This window comes from Sorangium sp. So ce176, from assembly GCF_051519835.1.
Classification (GTDB): domain Bacteria; phylum Myxococcota_A; class Polyangia; order Polyangiales; family Polyangiaceae; genus Sorangium; species Sorangium cellulosum_G.
This window is the reverse complement of sequence record NZ_CP150371.1, coordinates 5,862,690-5,883,492: the sequence shown is the minus strand read 5'-3', so window position 1 is coordinate 5,883,492 and position 20,803 is coordinate 5,862,690. Positions and strand designations below refer to the sequence as shown.

The window sequence follows — 20,803 nt, the reverse complement described above, 5'->3', positions numbered from 1 at the left end:
CGTCAGTCTGGGTCGTTGTTCGTGAAGATCACGGCGCTGGTCACGATCTCGCCGGCGCGCACCTCGCCGGTGCGGACCAGCGTGCACGTCAGGCCGTCGCCGTCCAGGTCCCCGCGCGCCCCCGCCTCGAACCCCTCCGGGCCGCTGGGGATGGGGGCGCCGGGCAGGCCCTGGCTGAGGTAGCCGCTGCCGACCTGGTACGAGTACTGGAAATAGATGGGCGCGGCCGTCGCGAAGCCGAGGCACTGCCAGCCGGCGAGGTTCGAGCCCGACATGAAGTCGGCGCCCAGCGCCCCGCTCGGCTGGTATTTCCTCCCCTGGACGTCGGCGAAGTTGAAGGGGACCGGCGCGGCCGAGGCGCAGAGGACATGGGTGTTCGCCGCGGCGACGCCGGTGGCAGGCAGGAGTTGCGAGATGTCGCGATCCCGCTCGTACTGGGTGATGGCGCTGCGGGTGATGGCGCCGACGATCTGCTTGGCTTCAGCCGTCTTCGCCGTGGCGATGTAGCTGCGTACCCCGACGATGGCCAGGGCGGCGAGGACGCCGATGATGGCGACCACGATCATGAGCTCGATGAGCGTGAATCCGCGACTGCGAGATGCTTCCTTCTGCCGCACGGTACGCCCTCATGCTGATGTGGTCTAGGAAGCCCGCTCGCCCGATCCGGGGCGAAGCGGATGTGCCCTCATGCTGGAAGTGGTCCACGAAGCCTGGTTGCCCGACCCAAGGCGAGCCGGGCAACCAGGGAACACGTCACTCGTACTCGTTCTCGATGTTGATCTGCGTGGCCAGGGCGAGCTGCCCCGTCGCGGTGTCCACCGTGCCGCCGCGGGTGAAGTAGCTGTTGACCGCGTCCGCATCGAGGTTGCCGACCGCGCCTGCCTCGAAGCCGTTAACACCGGTGCCGGGCGTGGGTCCGGTGGTGACGCCCGGGACGCGACCTCCGCGGACGTAGTGGTACTGGTAGTAGATCGGCTGGGTCATCGAGAACCTCAGGCACTTCCAGCCCTCCGTCGAGGTGCCATTCTCGAAGTCCTGGCCCTCTTCCGTCCTGGGCTGATACTTGACGCCCATCGGCGGGCCGCCGTTAGGCACCGCGTTGGCGCTGTCGCACAGGCTATGGCTCGCGGTGTCCGAGTTAACACCGCCCGCGAGGATCTCGGACGCTGCCGTCTCGCGCTCGAAGGCGGCGGCGGCGCCGCGGGTGATCGCGCCCACGGAGTTCTTGGCCTCCGAGGTCTTCGCGCTCGCGAGGTAGCGGCGGACGCCGAAGATCGCGAGCGCGGCGAGGACGCCGATGATGGCGACCACGATCATGAGCTCGACGAGCGTGAAGCCTCTTCTGTCGTATCGCTTCAGTGCACGCATGAGTGTCGATCCTCCGTGATGCTGTCTTTAATTGGATGCGTTGCCGAGACTGACCGTCACGACGCCAGTGCGGGGCCCGGCCTGCCCGCAGTGCGAAAACCTCTCCCGCGGAGCAGGCGCGCCCGGCGCCCGCGACGCGGCAAACCATCCTGCTCCGTCACTCCGTGTCGTTCTCCCAATAGATCCCGGACATCGTCGATGTCGTCAGGAGCAAGGCGTACGTCCCATCCATGTCGCGATCGCCCACCGCCTGGATGACGTACCAGGGCCCTCTGGGCAAAAACTGCGGATCGCTCAGCGGGGCCTGCGACAGCCCGCCCCACGTGAAGCCGCTGTTCGGGGTCACCGTGAAGCCATTGCCGATGCCGGCCACCGACGCGTAACCGAAGCGGACCGCGCCGTCGGTGGTCACGTTGAGCATCCGCCAGTTCGTGTAATCGGGGTGGCCCGTGTCGTCCCAGGCGCGCTTCATATCGCCGAGCGTCCCGCCGGGATACCAGTGGCTCTGATCGAGCGACCCCTGAGAGACGTTCAGGTACTCGAGCATCTCCGCCCGGTAGGACTCTTGCCCACCGCGGATCCCCTGAATCACCGCCTTCGGCTCGGCGGTGCCCGCCGAGGCCATGTACCTGCGGTACCCGACGAGCGCGAGCGCCGCGAGGACACCCACCATCCCGACGACGACGAGGAGCTCGACCAGGGTGAACCCTCGTCGCGCAGCGCGCCGTTGTCGTTGCCCGCTCCGCATTCTCCAGGACCTCTCAGCAGGCGACGTGCCAGGGAGAGCGCGGCCCGGAGTCTTCTTCGACTTGCGCGGAAAGCCCATGAGTTGCCTCGGTTTTCCTCGAGACAGGCGCTCGAGATGATGGAGGTGGGTGGTTGTGTTCGTTTCCGGCGGTGACGAAAACCGTCACTGCGGGGCATCGGGCGGTGACGATTCTCGTCAGGATCCCTCCGACTCGTCGTCGCTCTCGCCGTCCGAGGCGAGGGCGTGCTTGGCGAGGCGGTAGCGCAGGGACCGGAACGTGACGCCGAGCAGCTTCGCGGCCGCCTTGCGGACGCCGCCTGTGCGCTCGAGCGCCTGGAGGATCAGCCGGCGCTCGACCTCGCCGAGCACCTCGTCGAGCATGCACCCGCCGGGCGGCAGCTCCGCGAGCAGCGGGGCCGGGCTCGCGCTGAGCCCGGCGACGGCGCTCGGGAGGTCGCCGAGGCCGATCGAGGGCCCGCCGGCGAGCGCCACCGCGCGCTCCATCATGTTCTCGAGCTCGCGCACGTTGCCCGGGAACGCGTAGGCGTCGAGCGCGCGCACGGCGTCCGTGGTGAGGCCGCGCACGTCCTTGCCGAGCTCCGCCGCGAAGCGGCGCAGGAAGCGCTCGGCGAGCCGCGAGATGTCCTCGGGGCGCTCGCGCAGCGGCGGCAGCTCGATCCGGATGACGTTGAGCCGGTAGTAGAGGTCCTGCCGGAACCGGCCCTCGCGGACCTCGGCCTCGACGTTCCGGTTGGTCGCGGCGAGGAGCCGGACGTCGACCGCGATCTCCGCGGCGCCGCCGACCGGGCGCACCTTCCGCTCCTGGAGCACGCGGAGCAGCTTCACCTGCAGCGCGGCCGGGAGCTCCCCGATCTCGTCGAGCAGCAGCGTCCCGCCGTCGGCCTCCCGGAACAACCCGATCGAGCGCGCGCCGGCGCCCGTGAACGAGCCCTTCTCGTGGCCGAACAGCTCGCTCTCCATGAGCGCCTCGGGCAGCGCCCCGCAGTTGACGACAAGGAACGGCTTCGCCGCGCGGTCGCTCTGGTCGTGGATCGCGCGGGCGACGCGCTCCTTGCCGGTCCCGCTCTCGCCCGTGATCAGGACGGTCGTGCGCGTCGGCGCGATCTTGGCGATGAGCTCCGAGATCCGCTGCATCGCGGGGCTCGTCCCGAGCGGCTCGCGCGACGGCAGGTCGAGCCGCTCGAGCTGCGCGCGCAGCCGCTGGTTCTCGGCGACGATCGAGCTCTTCTCGAGCGCCTTCGCGGCGAGCGCGGTGAGCTCCGCCGGCGAGAACGGCTTCGTCACGAAGTCGTAGGCGCCGTGGCGCATGGCGTCGAGCGCGCTCTCCACGGTGGAGTGCGCGGTCATCACGATCACCTCGGTCGCGCCGCTCCGCGCCTTCGCGGCCCGCAGCACGTCGATGCCCGATCCGTCGGGCATCACGAGGTCGGTGAGGATCAGCGGGAATGGCTGCGGGTTCTGCCGGATCGCCTCGAGGGCGGCGCGCGCGCCGGGCGCGATCGCGACCTCGTAGCCCTGGCGGCGGAAGGCGATGGTGAGCACCTGACGCAGGCCCGGCTCGTCATCGACGACCAGCACCCGGGTGGCGTTCGGCGGGATGCTCGGCGAGATCGACGCCATCACGCCAGCACACTATCACGACCCCCCGCGCGCGCGTCACGGCGGCCGCCGCGCGCAGCGCGCTGTGCCGTCGGGCGCCGCGCCCTTCAGGGGCAGGCGTCGTTCACGACGCCGAGCGGCGTGCGCTCCTCGACGACGAAGCGCTGCGCCTCGCTGTCCTTGTCGCTGCTGCCCTCTTCCTGCAGCTCCTGCCAGACGAGGAGCGTGTCGCAGAGCTCGGCCTCGATCTCGACATGGTACCGGCCGTTCCCGTCGCTGTCGTCCTCGATCACGCCCCGCTGCGTCCGCTCGTTGAAGACGCTGACGCGCGCCCCGGGGGTGCAGTTGCCCGAGATCTGCCACACCCCCTCCACGTCCGCGGAGGGCCGCATCGTGTCGGCCGGCTCGGGCGGGGGCAGCGGCAACGTCGGGCTCAGGCACGCTGCACCGGCGAGCAGCGAGGTCGCGAGGGCGAAAGCGAAGTGAAGCGCAGCGCGGCGGATAGTCGGCACGGCACGAGGTGATAGCACACCGTGTGCCGCGCTCTCTCCGCCCGCGAGCGCCGCGAAGCGCCGGAGTTCCTCGCCGTCGGGCCGCGCCACCCGGCGGCCCGACCGTCAATTCTGTTGGCGCTCGCGCCCGTCGGTTTGCAGCACGCGCAGGGCGACGCGCCGCTTCGCCGCCACCGCGCCGAGGTCGCCCGCCGGCTGGGGCGCGGCGCCGCGCTCGTCCTCGTCGAGCACCTCGCCCACCAGATCGTAGTCGCTCGCCTGCGTGATGCGGACCCGACACATCTCTCCCGGACGGACCTCACCGCCGGAGAGGTAGACCTGCCCGTCGATCTCGGGCGCCTGGCCCGCGTGGCGGCCCATGAGCACGTACTCGTGCTCGTCGCTCGTCCCCTCGACGAGCACCTCGAGCTCGCGGCCGATCATCGCGGCGCTCTTCTTGTGGGAGATGCGCCGCTGCAGCGCCATGAGGCGGCGGTAGCGGCTCTCGGCCGTGCGCGCGGGGACCTTGCCCTCGAGCGCGTGGCTGCGGCTCGTCTCCTCGTCGGAGTAGCGGAAGACGCCGACCCGCTCGAACTCGGCCCAGCGCACGAAGTCGCAGAGCTCCTCGAACTCGGCGTCGGTCTCGCCCGGGTGGCCGACGATGAACGCGGTGCGGAACGTGAGGTCGGGCACGCGCTCGCGCAGCGTGGAGACGACCCGCCGGAGGCGTTCGCCGCCGTGGCCGCGCCGCATCCGGCGCAGCATCGCGTCGGCGGCGTGCTGGAGCGGCATGTCCACGTACGGCACGACCCGCGGGTGGCCGGCGAGCAGCTCGACGAGGTCGTCGGTCATCGTCTCGGGGTACAGGTAGAAGATCCGCGCCCAGCGCACGCCCGGCACGTCGGCGACGCGCTGGACGAGCTCCGCGAGCGTCGAGCGCGCCTCGCCGGGCCCGCGGCCCGCGGCGTCGCGGCCGTAGGCGATCGTGTCCTGCGAGATGAGGTTGATCTCGCGGACGCCCGCCGCGGCGAGCTGCTCCACCTCGCGCACCACGTCCGCGATCGGCCGCGAGCGCTGCGCGCCGCGCAGATCCGGGATCACGCAGAACGAGCAGGTGCGGTTGCAGCCCTCGGCGATCTTGACGTACGCGCTGCCGCCGGGGGTCGAGAGGGTGCGCGGATCGGCCGAGCGGATCAGCCACTCCGCGGGGTTGCCGACGAGCATCCGCTCCGCGTCGCCCGCGAGCACCTGTCCGAGCTTGAGCATGTCGCTCGAGCCGAGGAAGTGATCGACCTCGGGCATCTCGCGGGCGAGCTCCTCGGGGTGGCGCTGCGAGAGGCAGCCGGCGACCACCAGCCGCTTGCAGCTGCCGTGCTCCTTGTGGTGCGCCATCTCGAAGATGGCGTCGATCGACTCCTTCTTCGCCTCGCCGATGAAGCCGCAGGTGTTGACGACGATCACCTCGGCGTCGGCCGCGTCGTCGACGTGCGCGTAGCCTGCGGCGCGGGCGACGCCGAGCATCACCTCGGAGTCGACGCGGTTCTTGGGGCACCCGAGGCTGACGAAATGGACCTTGCGCGAGCTCATTGAGTTGCTGCTTCCTCGCTGTCGACGAAGACGACCCGGCCCGCTGCCAGCGTCATCTTGACGCGGCCCGTGAGCTGTCGGCCCAGGAGCGGCGTGTTCTTGCTCTTCGAGCGCAGGCGCGCCGGGTCGAGCACGAAGCTCAGGTTCGGGTCCACGAGGCAGAGCTCGGCGCGGGCGCCGGCCTTGATCGTGGGCGCCTCGAGCCGCGCGACGCGGGCGGGGGCGCGGGTGAGCGCGTCGACGAGCCGCCCGAGGGGGAGGGCGCCCTGGCGCACGAGGTCGAGCAGGACCGGGACGACGAGCTCGAGGCCGATGAGGCCGGGCGACGCCTCGGCGAACTCGCAGTCCTTCTCGAGCGTGGAGTGGGGCGCGTGGTCGGTGGCGATCGCGTCGATGGTGCCGTCCGCGAGCGCCTCGCGGAGCGCGTCGACGTCCGCCTGCTCGCGCAGGGGCGGGTTGACCTTGCACGCCGTGTCGTAGCCGATCACGGCGGCGTCGGTGAGCGTCAGGTGGTGCGGCGTCACCTCGGCCGTGACGGCGATGCCGCGGGACTTCGCCTCGCGGAGGATGCGGACCGCGCCGAGCGACGAGATGTGCGCCACGTGGTAGCGCGCCCCGGTGGCCTCGGCGAGCAGCACGTCGCGCGCGACGATGATGTCCTCCGCCACGCGGGGCCAGCCCCGCAGGCCGAGCCGCGTCGCGATCGCGCCCTCGTGCATCTGCGCCCCCTCGGTGAGCGCGTGATCCTCGGCGTGCTGGATGACCGGCAGGTCGAACGTCTTCGCGTACTCGAGCGCGCGGCGCATCACCGCGCTCGACGTCACGCAGCGCCCGTCGTCGGACACCGCGACAGCGCCGGCCTCCTTGAGGTCGGCCATCTCGGTGAGCTCCGCGCCCTTCTGGCCGATCGTGATCGCGCCGATCGGGTGGAGCGCGGGGCCCCCGATCGCGCGGGCCCGCGCGACCATGGCCTCGGTGATGGACCGGGTGTCGTTGACCGGCCGCGTGTTCGGCATCGCGCACACGTGCGCGAACCCGCCGGCGGCCGCGGCGGCAAGCCCGGAGGCGATGTCCTCCTTGTACTCCTGCCCGGGCTCGCGGAGGTGGGCGTGGAGATCGACGAAGGCGGGGAGGAGCAGGAGCCCGTCGCCCTGGATGAGCTCGGCCCGGGCGGCGCGCCGCAGGTCGTCGGTCGCCGCGCCGCGACCGACCCGGGTGATGACGCCATCCTCGATGACGACGTCGACCACTTCGTCGAGCTGCTGGGCCGGATCGACGGCGCGCACGCCGACAAGGAGAAGGAGAGGGGGAGGGGAGCCGATTGCCGCCATGGGAGCGCGCTCCCCTAGCACATGCGCTTCACGCCGTGCACCGCCGCGGGTCAGCAGGGCGAGCAGGAGGGAGAATGATGGCCAGGAGGCCGCTGCGGGCTCAACGGGAGCCGGCGACGGGGAGAACGCTGCGGGGTCGGCGGGCGAAGACGGGGACGAGGACGGCAGCGGAGGGGAACGAGGAACAGAGGAAGACAGAGGGGGACGACGGGGCGCCGGCGAGGGAAGAAAAACGCTCGGGGCGTGATGCGGAGCTTGACGAACCGCGAGGGAGCGAGGTAGTGATGCGCTCCCGCTCGCGAAGCTGGCGGAATTGGCAGACGCGCTGGATTCAGGTTCCAGTGGGGTAACTCCCGTGGAGGTTCAAGTCCTCTGCTTCGCACCAAGCGATCGCCTTGCTCTTCTTTAGCCACTGTAGTGGCTCTTTCTCTGCTTGCCTTTGTCGGCGTCTCCTGTGATCGCAGCGCCTCCCGTTCGGGGGGCGCCGCGACGGCGGCTCCCGGTTCGAGCGAACCGACGTCCCAGGCCGCGACCCCTGCATCGAGCGCCTCGGTCGAGCCCGCGGCGGCGACCGCGCCGGCCGAGCTCGAGCCCCCGCGCGGGACGGGCGTGCAGGAGTTCGTCCCCCTCGCTACCCTCGCGGACTGTAAGGTCAAGACGGGGGACATCGCGACGTACATCCTGCGTGAGGGGATGGGCATCGCCGGACGCGCGGACGGCACGTTCGGCGCCGTGTGGCTCGTCGACCTCAAGGGCGGGGACGCGCAGATCGCGTTTGCCGGCTTCGACAGCGACGCCCGGCAGATCGCCCGGGCGAGGGCGATCTCGATCACGCGCGAGCCGGGGCTCCGTCTCTTCTCCGCAGGGGAGGCGTGGACGGTCACGTGGTTCGACGCCGAGGGGCTCGCGTACGCCCGGCCCCGATGGGAGACGAACCCGCCCGCGGAGATCCTGCGCGTCGGCGCCATCGGGAGGGACGTCAGCGATCATGTCGCCCTCGCGCCCGCTCCGGGCGGCGCCCTGGTGGCGGCGGCGCCCTTCGGGGCCGATCGCAACAAGCTCGGGGTGTTCCAGTTCGCGCCTGTCGATCCTGCGCAGCCGCAGCTCAAGGCGGTCGGGGTCACGCGCCACACAAGGAAGCCGCGCTGGCCGGCGGTCGCCGTCGATGCGTCCGGCAGCTACCTCGTCGCGTGGCACGACGAGGACGACGGGAGTATCCGGGCTTCGCGGTTCGACGCGTCCGGGAGGGAAGGGAGCGCTCACTTCGTGGCGAAGCCCCAGGGCAGCGACCGCTCGGCCGTGGCGACTCAGGAGACGCCGGACAGGGATCAGCGGCTCGGGCTCGTGGCCACCGGCGGCGCCGGGGCGATTCTGGTCTGGAACGAGGGCCCCACGCTGATCGCCCGCGCGCTGGACGCCGAGGCGCGGCCGCGCGGGGCGCCCTGGGTGCTCGGCAAGGGCAAGTGGCGCGCGCTCGCGCCGGGCAGGGAGGGGGCGCTCGTCGCGTGGGTCGGCCACGACGGCAAGGCCGAGGGGCAGACGCTCCTCGTCAAGCTGGGCGCCGACGGAGCGCCTTCTGCCCGGGGGATCCGGGTGTCGGATGGGGTGAATCCCGTCAAGGATCCTCCTAGCGTGGCCATCGCCGGCGAGCGCGTGGGCGTCGCATGGACGGAGGTGATGAGCCCCGGTGTGAGCACGAAGCGCGCAGTTCTGCGGGTGATCGAGCGCGCCTGTATCCCCTGAGCTCGGCGCGACGGCAGGCCCGCGTATGGCGGGCGTAACGCGGGCTCCAGCGCTAGGATGAGGGACGTGAGCCACGCTTTCGGCCCGAGTCAGTCACCGCCGAACCGCGATGCGAACGAGCCGGCAGAGGCGCTCCGAGATGCGCGGGCGGACTTCCTGCCCTGCGAAGGCGAGCTGCCTGTCGGCGCACCCTCCTGCGACCAGGCGGCGCCCGCTGCTGTCGCGCCCGCTGCGGCGCCGTGGGGCGGCGCTCCCGCGCAGCCGTCGTCGGGCGGCGCTCCCGCGCAGCTCCCGTTCATCCAGGACCCCTACCTCGCCCCGCCGCTCCCGCCGGAGCGGCGGCAGCTCTCGACGCTGGCGGTGAGCTCGGTCGTGGCGGCGCTCTTCGGCCCGCTCGGGGCCGTCGCCGCGATCGTCTTCGGCTGGGCGGCCCGCCGCGAGATCGAGCGCGCCCCCGACGCCCGCAGGGGATATGCGCTCGCCAGCGTGGGGCTCTCGCTCGGCGTGCTCCTCACGCTGTGCTGGAGCTCCGCGATCGGCTTCGGCGTGTGGATGTGGACGACGTACAGCGGCGGCGAGATCGCCTCGGCGGTCGGCGAGGGGGAGACCTCGCCGGAGCCGGCGAGCGCCGCGTCCCCGGCGGCGCCGCTGCCGGACGTGCCTCCTCCGGCGGCGGCGCAGCCCGGCGGCAGCGTCCCCCAGCACACGATCCAGCGGCGCGTCGGAGGGCTCTCCATCGTCGACATCGGCGTCGACGTCTCCACGCTCAGCGAGGAGCTCGCCAAGCAGCGCGCGGAGGCGCACGCCCGCGGCGAGAAGGTCCTCGTGATGACGACGAGCGATCCTTGCGAGCCGTGCCGCGGGGTCGATCGTTCGCTCAGCGACCCGCTGATGCAGACCGCGCTCCGGAGCGTGCGGCTCGTGCGCGTGGACATCGATGTCTTCAAGGAGGACCTCGATCAGATCAAGATGCCGCGGCGGCTCTACCCCGGCTTCTTCCTGCTCTCGCCCGATCTCACGCCGCAGGACGGGATCAACGGCGGCGAGTGGGACGACGACATCGCGCGCAACATCGCGCCCGTGCTCGGGGCGTTCGTGCGAGGCCAGTACACGACCCGCCGCCAGCCGTGGCAGCCGCTGCCCGGCTCGGGCATGCGGCTCTGACCGGCCTCGCGCGCGCCGCCCGGCCCTCCGCGCGCTGAACAGGGTAAGCTCGGCCTGTGAAGCGCTTCGTCCAGCTCGCCCTCTTCGCCCTCTGTGTCGCGTTCAGCGCCTCGGCGGCCTACAACGTCTTCTCCGACAACGCCGCCGTCGAGCGCACGGCCGCGCTCGTGGCGTGCGGCGAGGACGCCGCCGCGGGCGCGCCGGAAGGGCGCCGCGCGAGCGACGGCTGCAGAGCGCAGATGACCCGCCTGGAGCGGACGCCGTTCGGACAGACGTTCGAGTTCACCACGGCGAAGCGCACGGTGGACGTCAGGTGCGAGCGGGCGTTCGTGCTCGCCGGCGAGTACCGCTGCAAGCTCCGGTGATCGGCGAGGGCGGGGCGCCCCGCCGCCGAGGGCCGCCGGGCGCGGCGCGCCGCGCCGCCGGCCGAGGTGGACGGCGATCGGCCCCCGGCAGATGGCGACCGGATCGAGGCACACCGCTGCCGCTGCCGCGCGGATCGCGCGCAGGATCGCGCGACGTGGCAGGGCCTTTCCGCGCGGAAGTTACGCTATGGTGGGCGGCCGTGACGAACCCGGAAGCGCGCCTGCCTCGCTCGAGCGGCCCCGACGCCCGGCGCGCCGCCGCGCGCGCCGCGTGCGTGCTCGCGGCGGCCGCGCTCTGGACATCGCCGGCGTCGGCCGCGCAGGCGCCGCTCGACGCGCCCGCGTCGCCCGGCGCCGCGCCGGCATCGCAGGGCAAAGCGCCGAACCCCGCCCTGTCGCCCGAGGCGGAGGAGAAGCGGAGCCGCATCGAGCGCGCCACCGCGCTGCACGACCAGGCGCAGGGGCTCTACCAGCACGGCGAGTACCGCGCGGCGATCGCGAAGCTCCAGGCCGCGGTGGAGCTCGATCCCGAGGGGAAAGAGCTCATCTACAACCTGGCGGTGATCCATGAGAGGTTGGGCGAGATCGACAGGGCCGAGCACTATTACGTTCGCTACCTCGCGATGGAGACGCTCCCGAAGGAGCGCGAGCAGGTCATGGCGGTCCTCAAGCGGCTGAAGGGGGCGAAGCGGGAGCTCTCCAGCGCGAAGCCGTCGCCCGCTGCGCCCCCGTCCGCCGCCGGGACCGCCGCGCCGCTGCCGCTGCTGCCGCGCGTGTCGCTCCTGCCGCTGCTGCCGCGGCGCTCCGTCGTGGCGGCGAACCCGAGGCCTCCCACGCCCTGGCTCTTCGTCAGCGGCGGCATCGCCGCCGGGTCGCTCGTCGTCGGCGGCGTGTTCGCCGCGCTCGCCGTGGCGCGCGATCCCAGCCCCCGCGAGCGCACGGGCGACGGCCTCTCCGTCGCCGATCTGCAGGCCGACGCGAGCGCCGCCCACCGCTTCGCCGTCGTCGCGGACGTGGCCCTGCTGGCCGCCGGGCTCTCCGGGGCCGCGGCGCTCTACCTGTACCTCTCGACGCGCGCCCCCGCGGCGCGCCCGGGCGCCTCTCGCCCGGCCTCGGCCGCTCGTGCGCTCTCCCCCGTCCCGGGCCGCGGCGAGGTCCCGCCGTCGCGCGGCGCGCGCCCAGGGGAGGCGGCGCCGGAGGTCAGCTTGTCGCTGGGCGCCGACGGAGCCCGGCTCCTGGTGCAGTTCTGATGCGCCCCGGCGCCGCGGGGCGGCGGCTTCACCGGATGCTCGCGGTGCTCGCCGCGCTCGCCGCGCTCGGCGTCGGGTGCGAGATCCTCGTCGACGGCGAGCTGGACGCGGTGCGCTGCTCCGCGGAGGGCGCCATCGGGCCCCCGGCGTGCCCCGAGCGCGCCCTCTGCCGGGACGGCGCCTGCGTCGAGATGCTCCCCGAGCGCGCGCTGGGCGCGCCCTGCACCGCGCACAGCGAGTGCGGAGCGCTCGATTTCTGCCTCGATCCCACCAGGTTCGGCGACGACGGGCCGAGCGTCTGCGCGCGCGCGTGCTGCAACGCCAGCGACTGCGATCCCGTCCGCGACGCAGTCTGCTGGGTCCCCGACCAGGGCGGCGGCGGTCTCTGCCGCGTCGGCCGGGACGTCGACCGGCCCGAGGTGGGCACGGGGCGCACCGGCGACGCGTGCGCCGCGCCTGGTGACTGCCGTTCAGGCATGTGCATCGACAGCATCTGCGTCGACACCTGCTGCTCGGACACCAACTGCGCGGCGCCAGCTGTATGCCGCCTGACGACAGGCCTCGTCTCGGCCGGACCGGCCTGGGCGTGCCGGCTGCGCGATCCGGGCAGCCTGGGCTACTTCGAGGAGTGCGAGGCGCACGCAGACTGCTCCTCTGGGCTCTGCGCCGCGATGGAGGGCATCGGCGACCGGTGCACGATCCCGTGCTGCGCATCGGACATGTGCCCGGCGTCGCCCGGCAACGTGACGCAGATCGTCGGCTGCGCCGAGGTCGAGATCCGCGAAGGCTCGACCGTCCGGGCCTGCACCAAGCTGCTCGACGAACACAGCATCTCGGCCGTCGGCGTTCCGTGCGCCACGGATGATGCGTGTCGTGGCGGCATTTGCGTCAAGGACCCTGGAGAAAGTCAGGGATTCTGTAGCGATGTCTGCTGCGGGGGGGCGTCGTGCGGCGACATCGCGCGCTTCGGATGTCGCCCTCACCGGACCGATTCGTCGTGGGCCTTGCGGTGTGAGCCCAAGTGACGGACGATCTCCCCCATCGCGGTGGTAGCTCCTACAGCGGACGGCCAGTTCCCAGCCAGCGCACCCGGGTCGCCGGGCGAGCCCAGCCGGGCCATGGCGCTGATTTGCCCGCGATGTCACCACCTTGCGTCGGTCGCCCTGGGCGCGAGGAGCTCGTCCGGCCTGCCGCCGCCCCCCGCCAGCGAGGGCGGCTCCCGGGCCGGCGCGGGCGCGAGGCTGCCGCGCTGCCCTCACGACGGGCTGGCCCTCGTGAGCCGCGAGGTGCTCGCCGAGACCGAGGGAGATCCGTTCCTCGGGCTCACGATCGCGGACCGGTTCGTGATCGTCGGCAAGCTCGGCGCCGGCTCGATGGGCACGGTCTACCGCGCGCGACAGGAGGCGATGGGCCGCGACGTCGCCATCAAGATCCTGCGATCGGACCGGGCCTTCGACGCGCAGGCCAAGGCGCGGTTCACGCGCGAGGCGCGCGCGATGAGCCTCCTCCGCTCGCCGCACACGGTCACCGTCTTCGACTTCGGCGAGATCGTGGACGACTCGTCGGACCCGACCTTCGGCCGCGGTCGCTCCGCGGAGCAGAGCTCGCCCGACGGGGCGACGTGGAGCAGCGGCTCGCTCTACCTCGCGATGGAGCTCCTCGAGGGCGAGTCGCTCGGGCAGCGGATCAAGCGGCTGCGGCGGCTGCGCGTCGGCGACGCCGTCCGCTTCGCGCGCCACGCGCTCCTGTCGCTGGCGGAGGCGCACGACAAGGGGATCATCCACCGGGACCTGAAGCCGGACAACCTGTTCCTGGCCAGGCCGCCGGCGGGCGAGCACGAGGAGATCTGCAAGGTGCTCGACTTCGGCATCGCGAAGGTGATGACCGGCGCAGAGCGGCCTGTCGACGCCCTCGAGACCCAGGCCGGCACCGTGTTCGGTACGCCGCGGTACATGTCGCCTGAGCAGGCGCAGGGCAGGCCGCTCGACGCGCGGAGCGATCTCTACTCGCTCGGCGTGCTGCTCTATCAGATGCTCTCCGGGCGGCCGCCGTTCATCGACGACGACGCCGTCGTCGTGATGGCGAGGCACATCAAGACGGCGCCCGTGCCGGCGATCGAGGCGGCGCCGGAAGCCGGGATCCCGCCGTCGCTGTCGCTGCTCCTCCAGCGCGCGCTCGCCAAGCGACCCGAGGACCGGCCGCGGAGCGCGCAGGAGTTCATCGCGGAGCTCGATCGCGCGATGGATGAGGCGAGGCCGAGCCTGAGCCGCGAGCGATCGAGCCGCCCTCCGCCGGCCGAGGTCGGCGGGACGAGCGAGCTGCTCGCGGTCGTGGGCGACGGCGCGGACGCCTCGCACACGCCGAGCACGCTGCGCCCCGCGCCGCGGCGGCGCACCTCGCGCGTGGTCGTCGGGACGGTCGCGCTGTCCCTGATCGTGACGGCGTTCGCCGTGCGCGAGCTCCGCCGCCCTGCCGGCGACGGCGTGCGCAGGCTCGAGAAGGGCGTGGCGCACGAGGCGCGGGCGCTCGCGGTCGCGGTCGCGAGCGACGCCCCGCCGCGCGCCGTGGAGCCCGCGGCGCCGGCGCCGCCGCCCGCGGCGTTCCCGCCGCCGCCCGCGGCGGTAACGCCGCCGCCCGTATCGCCGAGCCCCGCGATCGCGACCAGCGCCGCCGAGCCGACGGGCGCCGCCTCCGCGCCGACGCCGAAGCGAAAGCCGCCGCAGTCGCGCAAGCCCTACGTGAAATTCGACTGATGGCGCACGCGCGCAGCCTCGCTGCGCGCCGCACGCGAGCGCCGGAGGCCCGCTCTCCCGCGACGCTCGCCGCGAAAAGAACGGCGGCGACCGATCGCGAATTGCGCCGAGAGTCGCTGTACGAAGCAGAGACGAACGTGTAACTTCGCCGCGCACCGATGGATCCCCGGGAGATGGAATCGCTCATCCAGCGCCTCGTCACGAATCCGCATGACGGGGAAGCCCTGGCCTATGCGCATCGAGCCGGGGAGCAGGACCCACGATCGTACGCGATGCTGCTCGAGCGCGTCGGCAGCTCCACCGCAGATCCGTCGTACGCGGCGCACTGGCTCAGCGAGGCCGCCAACGTGTGGTCGACCACGATCGGCGACGCGCACCACGCCGCGCGCACGCTCATGATCGCCATCGACAAGGACCCGACGCAGCGGACGGCCGCGGAGCGGCTGGCGCAGCTCTACCGCGACAAGGGCGATCAAAAGGCGCTCGCCGCGCTGCTGGAGCGGCTCGTGAAGGCGCTCACGCCGCTGCTCTTCGAGAGGCCCGAGGTGCGCGCGCAGCTCACGACCCTGCACGAGGAGCTCGGCAGGCTGTGGAGCGAGCCGCCGCTCTCTCGGCCGGAGCGCTCCCTCGAGAACTGGCGCCGCCTCGCGGAGCTCGATCCGCACAACGTCTACGCCATCTACGCCGCGCGCGAGATGCTGAAGGCGCAGCAGCAGTACGCCGAGGCGATCCCTTACTTCGCGATGGAGCAGGCGCTCGTCGACGACCCGGAGCGGCGGCTCGCCCTGCTGCGCGACGAGGCCGACATCCGGCGCCGCGCCGGCGATCTCGCGGGCTCCACGGTGGCGCTGCGGAACGCGCGCGCGTTCCTGCCGCACGACGTCGGGCTGATCCAGGCGCTCGGCGTCGCCATCGTCGATCGCATCGAGGCCGGCGAGCCGGTGCCGCAGCCGGAGCGCGACGAGGCCGCGGAGCTCTTCGTCGCGCTCGCGGAGACGTACGACGGGGAGTACGGCTACTCGTACTCGGTGTACGCGCTCCGCGCTGCGCCCGGGCACGATCGCGCGATGCAGCTCGCCGACCACTACGCGAAGCAGCTCGGCCGCACCGCCGAGCTCCGCCCGCGCTACGTCGCCTACCTCCAGGTCAACCCGAACGGGTTCATGGCCGTCGAGGCGCGCAAGCGGGCGTCCGTGCTGCCGCCGCCGCCGCGGCTACCGTCGGTGCCGCCGCCCGTCAGCGCGAACGCCGGGTCGTCGCGCGCGCCGTCGGCGCCGCCCGCCGCGGCCGCGGCGCCTTCTTACCCGCCGTCGCCGCCCTCCGGCGACCCCGCGCCGGTGGCCGCCGCGATCGCCGCGGAGCCGGCGATCGCCGCATTCGCGCCGGCCGCGCCGCTCGCCCCCACGCCGGTCGCGCCGCTCGCCTCCACGCCGGCCGCGCCCGCGCCGCTCTCCAGCGCCGCAGCGCCGAGCTCCCGCCCGGCGCCGGGCGCGCCCGGCTCCACGCCGGCCCCCGGGGCCCTCGGCGGCTCGGCCCTGGCAGACGCTCCCCAGCCCCTGAACGAGGAGCAGCAGGCCGAGCTCCGCCGTCCGCAGCCGCTCGCGAGGCTCCGCGAGATGCTCAAGGCCGATCCGGCCAACCCGGACGCGCTCGCGCAGGTCGAGGAGCAGCTCCGCCAGAAGCGCAGCTTCGCCGAGCTGCGGGACGTCCTGCTCGCGGCCGCGCGCGTCCCCACGGCGCCCGTCGAGCGCAGGATGGCGCAGCTCCGCGACGTCGCCGGGCTGTGCGAGTCGCAGCTCCGCGACGTCGACACGGCGGTGCAGGCCTGGAGGCTGCTCTCCGAGCTCGATCCCGCCGACGCGCAGGCCCAGGCCGAGCTGCGGCGGCTGCTCGAGCGGAGCGCGCGCTGGGACGATCTCGCCGCGCTGCTCGAGCAGGAGGCCGTGGCCACGCCCGACGTCGCGCAGAAGATCGAGATCGAGAAGAAGCTCGTCTCGCTCCACGAGCAGCAGCGCCGCGATCCGATCGCGGCCGCGGAGGCGTGGGTCCGCGTCGCGGGCCTGTCGCCCGAGGACGGCACGGCGATCCAGGCCGCCGTCAAGCTCTTCGAGCGGGGCGAGCGGTTCGATCTCGCGGCGCAGGTCCTCGCCGACGCGGCCTCTCGCTTCCAGGACAATCTCACCCGTGCGCCGCTCCTCCAGAAGCTCGGCGAGCTCCGGATGCGGCTCGGCGAGCCGGGCGCCGCGGGCGACGCGTTCAGCCAGGTGGCAGAGCTCGTGCGGCAGCCGAAGCTGTGGGAGCTCGCGGAAAACGCCTACGTCGCCGCGGGGCGGCTCGTCGAGGCGGCGAGGGCGCTCTGCGAGCGGGCGCTGCTCGTGGACCGCAAGGCGCGCCCTGCGCTCTTCGTCCAGGCCGCGGAGCTGCTCCTCAGCACGGGCGACGTCGAGGGCGCGCTCGACCGGGTCGCGCGCGCGATCGAGCTCGATCCGGCGGGCGACGCCGCCGCCCCCGCGATCGAGGAGCTCTACCGGCGCACCCACCGGCTGCCCGAGCTCGCGCGGTTCCTGCTGGCCCGCGCCGAGCTGCTCGGCGACCGCGCGGAGCGCGTCGCGGCGCGGCGGGCGGCGGCCGCGGTGCAGCGCGAGCTCGGCGATCGCGACGGCGAGCGCGCGACGCTCTCGCTCCTGCTCTCCGACGGCGACGACGCCGAGGCGCTCACGCGGCTCGCCGAGGACGCCAGCGAGCGCGGCGATCACCAGCTGGGCGCGGAGCTCCTGCGGCGGCTCAGCGCGCTCACGGACAGCAACCCCGGCAAGATCTCGATCGCCATGCGCGAGGCGCGCATGCTCGCGGAGGGCTCCGGCGACATCGACGCGGCGATCGCCCGCTACGAGGCGATCGTGGCCGACCTCGATCCGCAGAACCGGAACGCGCTCCGGGCGATCGCCGCGCTCGAGGAGCAGCGCGGCAACCTGAGGGGCGCCGCCGGCGCGCTCGAGCGCGAGCTCGCGCTCGTGGAAGGCCCCGAGCAGCTCGACATCGCGCAGCGGCTCGCGGGGCTCTACGAGGGGCCGCTCGACGACCCGCACGGCGCCGTCAGGGCGCTCGAGGTCGTCCACGCCGCCGAGCCCGACGATCTCGACGCGGTCGCCCGGCTCGAGCGGCTCGCCGAGCGCCTGAACGACTGGCCGAAGGTCGCGCGCCTCATGGCGCTCCTGATCGAGGTGGAGGGCGACGAGGACGAGGCGTCGACGATGACCCGCCGCCTCGCCGAGATCCTGGACCAGGCGCTCGGCAGGAGCGACGAGGCGATGGCCCTCCTGGAGAAGCTCGCCGATCAGGGCGACGAGGCGTGCCGGGAAGCGTACGTCGCGCTCGGCGACCGGCTCGGCTGGAAGGGCGTCGTCGCGACCAAGCTGGTCGCCTGGAACGAGTCGATCGCGCGCGCCGGGCGCGACGTCGCCCTGCGCGGCGCGTTCGAGCGCTTCGTGGAGGTCGGCCACCACCGCGACGCGGCGCGCGTCGCGATGGAGCTCGCGCGCTCGCGCACCGCCGACGCCGCCCTCGGGGAGAAGCTCGAGGCGATCGCGGTGGAGCTCCAGGACCGCGAGGCCCTCTCCGTCGCGCACGACCTCCTCGCGCGGGATCTCACGGGCCCGGCGCGCGCTGTCGAGCTCGTGCGGCAGGCCGAGGTTCGGGTCTCCATGGGCGCCGATGCCCTGGAGGCCGTCCACCACGGCGAGGGCGCGCTGGCGAGCGTGCCGACCGCCGAGGTCGAGCCGCTGCTCGTGCGCCTCGCGGCGCTGGCCGACGCCCCGAGCCTCATCATCGACCTGTTCGAGCGCCAGGTGGGCCGGTGCCGCACCCCGGCCGATCGCCTCGCGGCGCTCGCCCGCGCCGCCGAGATCGCCTGCGAGCGCGGCGCCATCGACAGGGCGCGGAGCTTCTTCGAGCAGGCGCTCGGCGGCGGCGTCCAGGAGGACACGATCGCCATCCTCGAGCGGGTGGCGAGGGACGGCGACGAGCGATCCCGGTCGACCGCGCTGCGCTCGATCCTCGCCGAGGCGCTCGCGGCCGGCGGCCACGGCTCGCGCGACGGCGGCCGCACCCGGGCGGCGCTGCTCCGCCGCGCGGCCACGATCGTCCACCAGGATCTCGGCGACGTCGACCGCGCCTTCAGCTGGCTCGGGGACGCCGTGCTCGCGCACGTGGACGACGCGTCGCTCGACGCGCTCGAGGCCCTCGGGCGCGAGGTGGGCGATCCGCACCGCGTGGGCGCGACGTTGAACCGCGCGCTGGACGAGGTGTTCGACGGCCCGCTCGTGCGCAAGCTCCTCCAGCGACGGTCCAGGCTGCGGCGCGACGTGCTCGGCGACCGGCAGGGCGCCGCGGTGGATCTGAAGAAGCTCCACGATCTGTCGCCGTCGGACCAGGACGTGATGAACGAGCTCTCCAGCCTCCTGCTGGAGCTCGGCGATCACCGCGGCATGATCCAGCTCTACGAGGACCAGATCCTGCGCGGCCGCGATCCGGCGCAGCGGGCGGAGCTCGCGCGCAAGGTGGCGCGCATCTGGGAGGAGGAGCTCGGCGAGGCGCGCGAGGCGGCGGACGCCTGGCGCCGCGTCCTCCGCGTGAAGGCGGGGGATCCGGACGCGACCGCGGGGCTCGAGCGGGCGAAGTCCGGCAACCTCAAGCGCACCCCGCCGCCGCCGGTGCTGCCGACCAGGCCGCCGGGCCCGTCGCTGACCGAGCCGCCGCTCGCGCCCCGGGTGCCCAACCTCGAGTCGATCGGCGCCGAGGCCGCCGTGACGGCGGCCGCTGGGGCCGCTGTCGCCGTGGCGGCGAACGGCCACGTGGACCCCGGGATCCACGCCGCCGAGGCGCTGCCGGAGGAGCCCGCCGGGCTCACCGAGGCGCAGGCTCCGCAGCTCGATCCGCAGCAGGCCGAGGCAACCCACGGCGATGCGTCGTACGAGGCCGCCGGGGTCGACGCGAGCGGGGTCGACGCGAGCGGGGTCGACGCGAGCGGGATCGACGCGAGCGTCGGCGCTGTCGGCGTGGCGCTGGAATCCGGGCAGGAGCTCGCTCCCGACGGCGCCGGGCTCGTCGCGCCGGCCGAGCTCGCCGGTGAGGAGGACGCCCCCGCGCAGCCGTCGGACCTCGATGGCCACGCGCCGCAGCAGGCAGTTGCCGGGGACTTCGCGCTTTCGCCGACGGCCAACCCGCCTGAGGTGCCGCCGCTGCCTCTCTCCGACGAGGTCGACGTCGACGCGGAAGAGGTGGAGTTCCTCGACGACGAACCCGGTGCTCCCTAGTCGCATCGACCCGGCGGAGACGCCGCGCGCCGGGGAGATCGTGGGTCGCGGAGGCACGGAGGAGACATGCCCTCTCTGATCCTCCCCCCGGCGCTCCGCCCGGGCGACACCATCGCCGTCATCGCGCCTTCCAGCCCGTTCGAGCCTGTCCTGGCGTGGGTCGGGCTCGGCTGGCTCGCCCAGCGCTACCGCGTGCTCTTCGACACGGGCGGCGGTCCTCCGCTCGCCGGCGACTCCCGCGGCGGCGGGGCGCCGTCGCTGTCGGCGCCTTCCAGCCGTGGGCTGTTCGCGCGGACGGGCTATCTGGCCGGCAACGACGCGCGCAGGAGGGACGAGCTCGTCCACGCGCTCTCGCATCCCGACGTGCGCGCCATCTTTGCGGCCCGCGGCGGCTACGGCGCAAACCGGTTCGTCCACCGGCTGGACTGGACAGTCCTCGCCAGGCACCCCCGCTGGATCGTCGGCTTCTCCGACATCACCGCCCTCCACGTCGAGGCCGCGCGCGCCGGCGTCGCGTCGCTCCACGGCGCCCACGTCACCGCGCTCGGCCGCGGCGACACTCGCGCCCGCGCCGCGCTGATCCGCGCCCTCGAGGATCCGCTCGGCGAGCGCAGCTTCGGCGGCCTGACGACGCTGCGCGCCGGCGCCGCCCAGGGGCCGCTCTTCGGCGGCAACCTGGCCCTGCTCCACGCCTGCGCCGCGGCCGGCCGCCTCCGGGTGCCGGAGGGGTGCGTCCTCCTGCTCGAGGACGTCACCGAGCGGCCCTACCGCATCGATCGCATGCTCTCGACGCTCGAGGTCGGCGGCCACCTCGCCCCGGCCGCGGCCGTGGTCCTCGGCGATTTCGAGCAATGCGACCCGGGCCCCGACGGCGTCACGGTGGACGAGGTCCTCCGCGACAGGCTGCTCCCGCTGGGCGTCCCCGTCGTCGCGGGGCTGCCGATCGGCCACGGCCTCCGCAACGAGCCCGCCATCCTCGGCGGCTTCGCGCGCGTCCTCTCGCGCGGCCCCGACGCCGTTGTCACGCTCGCTGGCGCCTGAGCACCCGGTCACCGCGCCCGCGCCGCG

General features: G+C 73.6%; 15 protein-coding genes and 1 tRNA gene. 9 read left to right on the top strand and 7 right to left on the bottom strand.

Annotated features, from left to right (window positions below; all coding sequences use genetic code 11):
- Positions 1-2 precede the first annotated feature (2 nt).
- The 7 genes from WMF42_RS21960 to WMF42_RS21930 all read right to left on the bottom strand — a co-directional run bounded on the left by WMF42_RS21960 (position 3) and on the right by WMF42_RS21930 (position 7,145).
- On the bottom strand, positions 3-617 hold the full coding sequence (locus WMF42_RS21960) for a type IV pilin protein (protein ID WP_437694056.1): 615 nt from the start codon (positions 615-617) through the stop codon (positions 3-5).
- A 136-nt stretch (positions 618-753) separates the two neighbouring features.
- Positions 754-1,368 (bottom strand): type IV pilin protein, encoded by a 615-nt coding sequence (locus tag WMF42_RS21955; RefSeq protein ID WP_437694054.1) that lies wholly within the window; start codon positions 1,366-1,368, stop codon positions 754-756.
- 157 nt (positions 1,369-1,525) lie between these two features.
- Positions 1,526-2,116: a prepilin-type N-terminal cleavage/methylation domain-containing protein gene (locus tag WMF42_RS21950; RefSeq protein WP_437694052.1), complete on the bottom strand. Its 591-nt coding sequence runs from the start codon at positions 2,114-2,116 to the stop codon at positions 1,526-1,528.
- 195 nt (positions 2,117-2,311) lie between these two features.
- Entirely contained in the window at positions 2,312-3,757 is a 1,446-nt protein-coding gene (locus WMF42_RS21945) for a sigma-54-dependent transcriptional regulator (RefSeq protein ID WP_061610262.1), read from the bottom strand.
- A gap of 86 nt (positions 3,758-3,843) precedes the next feature.
- A complete protein-coding gene (locus tag WMF42_RS21940; RefSeq protein ID WP_061610261.1) occupies positions 3,844-4,248 on the bottom strand; it encodes a hypothetical protein in 405 nt (134 codons plus the stop codon).
- Between the two features lie 105 nt (positions 4,249-4,353).
- Entirely contained in the window at positions 4,354-5,814 is a 1,461-nt protein-coding gene (gene rimO / locus WMF42_RS21935) for a 30S ribosomal protein S12 methylthiotransferase RimO (protein WP_437694050.1), read from the bottom strand.
- On the bottom strand, positions 5,811-7,145 hold the full coding sequence (locus WMF42_RS21930; RefSeq protein ID WP_437694048.1) for a dihydroorotase: 1,335 nt from the start codon (positions 7,143-7,145) through the stop codon (positions 5,811-5,813). Before WMF42_RS21930 ends, rimO begins: the two co-directional genes overlap by 4 nt.
- A gap of 298 nt (positions 7,146-7,443) precedes the next feature.
- Between WMF42_RS21930 and WMF42_RS21925 the strand changes: the two genes are divergently transcribed.
- The 9 genes from WMF42_RS21925 to WMF42_RS21885 all read left to right on the top strand — a co-directional run bounded on the left by WMF42_RS21925 (position 7,444) and on the right by WMF42_RS21885 (position 20,776).
- Positions 7,444-7,530 (top strand) — tRNA-Leu (locus WMF42_RS21925).
- A 224-nt stretch (positions 7,531-7,754) separates the two neighbouring features.
- Positions 7,755-8,888: a hypothetical protein gene (locus WMF42_RS21920; protein ID WP_061610258.1), complete on the top strand. Its 1,134-nt coding sequence runs from the start codon at positions 7,755-7,757 to the stop codon at positions 8,886-8,888.
- Between the two features lie 66 nt (positions 8,889-8,954).
- On the top strand, positions 8,955-10,052 hold the full coding sequence (locus WMF42_RS21915) for a DUF4190 domain-containing protein (RefSeq protein WP_437694046.1): 1,098 nt from the start codon (positions 8,955-8,957) through the stop codon (positions 10,050-10,052).
- A 56-nt stretch (positions 10,053-10,108) separates the two neighbouring features.
- Positions 10,109-10,417: a hypothetical protein gene (locus tag WMF42_RS21910; protein ID WP_061610256.1), complete on the top strand. Its 309-nt coding sequence runs from the start codon at positions 10,109-10,111 to the stop codon at positions 10,415-10,417.
- 200 nt (positions 10,418-10,617) lie between these two features.
- Positions 10,618-11,667, top strand: a complete 1,050-nt coding sequence (locus tag WMF42_RS21905; protein ID WP_437694044.1) for a tetratricopeptide repeat protein — start codon at positions 10,618-10,620, stop codon at positions 11,665-11,667.
- Complete coding sequence (locus WMF42_RS21900; protein WP_437694042.1) at positions 11,667-12,692, top strand: hypothetical protein; 1,026 nt, start codon at positions 11,667-11,669, stop codon at positions 12,690-12,692. The genes WMF42_RS21905 and WMF42_RS21900 overlap by 1 nt, the downstream gene beginning before the upstream one ends.
- Before the next feature lie 93 nt (positions 12,693-12,785).
- Positions 12,786-14,420: a serine/threonine-protein kinase gene (locus WMF42_RS21895; RefSeq protein WP_437694040.1), complete on the top strand. Its 1,635-nt coding sequence runs from the start codon at positions 12,786-12,788 to the stop codon at positions 14,418-14,420.
- Positions 14,421-14,593: 173 nt separating this feature from the next.
- Positions 14,594-19,735, top strand: coding sequence for a hypothetical protein (locus WMF42_RS21890; RefSeq protein WP_437694038.1), 5,142 nt, complete (start codon positions 14,594-14,596; stop codon positions 19,733-19,735).
- A gap of 66 nt (positions 19,736-19,801) precedes the next feature.
- Positions 19,802-20,776, top strand: coding sequence for a S66 peptidase family protein (locus WMF42_RS21885; protein ID WP_437694036.1), 975 nt, complete (start codon positions 19,802-19,804; stop codon positions 20,774-20,776).
- The last annotated feature ends 27 nt before the right edge of the window (positions 20,777-20,803 follow it).

What these genes read in the sequence shown, in the direction of transcription:
- WMF42_RS21955 (WP_437694054.1), bottom strand. Translation starts at nt 1,368, where the DNA reads ATGCGTGCACTGAAGCGATACGACAGAAGAGGCTTCACGCTCGTCGAG.
- WMF42_RS21950 (WP_437694052.1), bottom strand. Translation starts at nt 2,116, where the DNA reads ATGCGGAGCGGGCAACGACAACGGCGCGCTGCGCGACGAGGGTTCACC.
- WMF42_RS21945 (WP_061610262.1), bottom strand. Translation starts at nt 3,757, where the DNA reads ATGGCGTCGATCTCGCCGAGCATCCCGCCGAACGCCACCCGGGTGCTG.
- rimO (WP_437694050.1), bottom strand. Translation starts at nt 5,814, where the DNA reads ATGAGCTCGCGCAAGGTCCATTTCGTCAGCCTCGGGTGCCCCAAGAAC.
- WMF42_RS21930 (WP_437694048.1), bottom strand. Translation starts at nt 7,145, where the DNA reads ATGGCGGCAATCGGCTCCCCTCCCCCTCTCCTTCTCCTTGTCGGCGTG.
- WMF42_RS21900 (WP_437694042.1), top strand. Translation starts at nt 11,667, where the DNA reads ATGCGCCCCGGCGCCGCGGGGCGGCGGCTTCACCGGATGCTCGCGGTG.
- WMF42_RS21895 (WP_437694040.1), top strand. Translation starts at nt 12,786, where the DNA reads ATGGCGCTGATTTGCCCGCGATGTCACCACCTTGCGTCGGTCGCCCTG.
- WMF42_RS21890 (WP_437694038.1), top strand. Translation starts at nt 14,594, where the DNA reads ATGGAATCGCTCATCCAGCGCCTCGTCACGAATCCGCATGACGGGGAA.
- WMF42_RS21885 (WP_437694036.1), top strand. Translation starts at nt 19,802, where the DNA reads ATGCCCTCTCTGATCCTCCCCCCGGCGCTCCGCCCGGGCGACACCATC.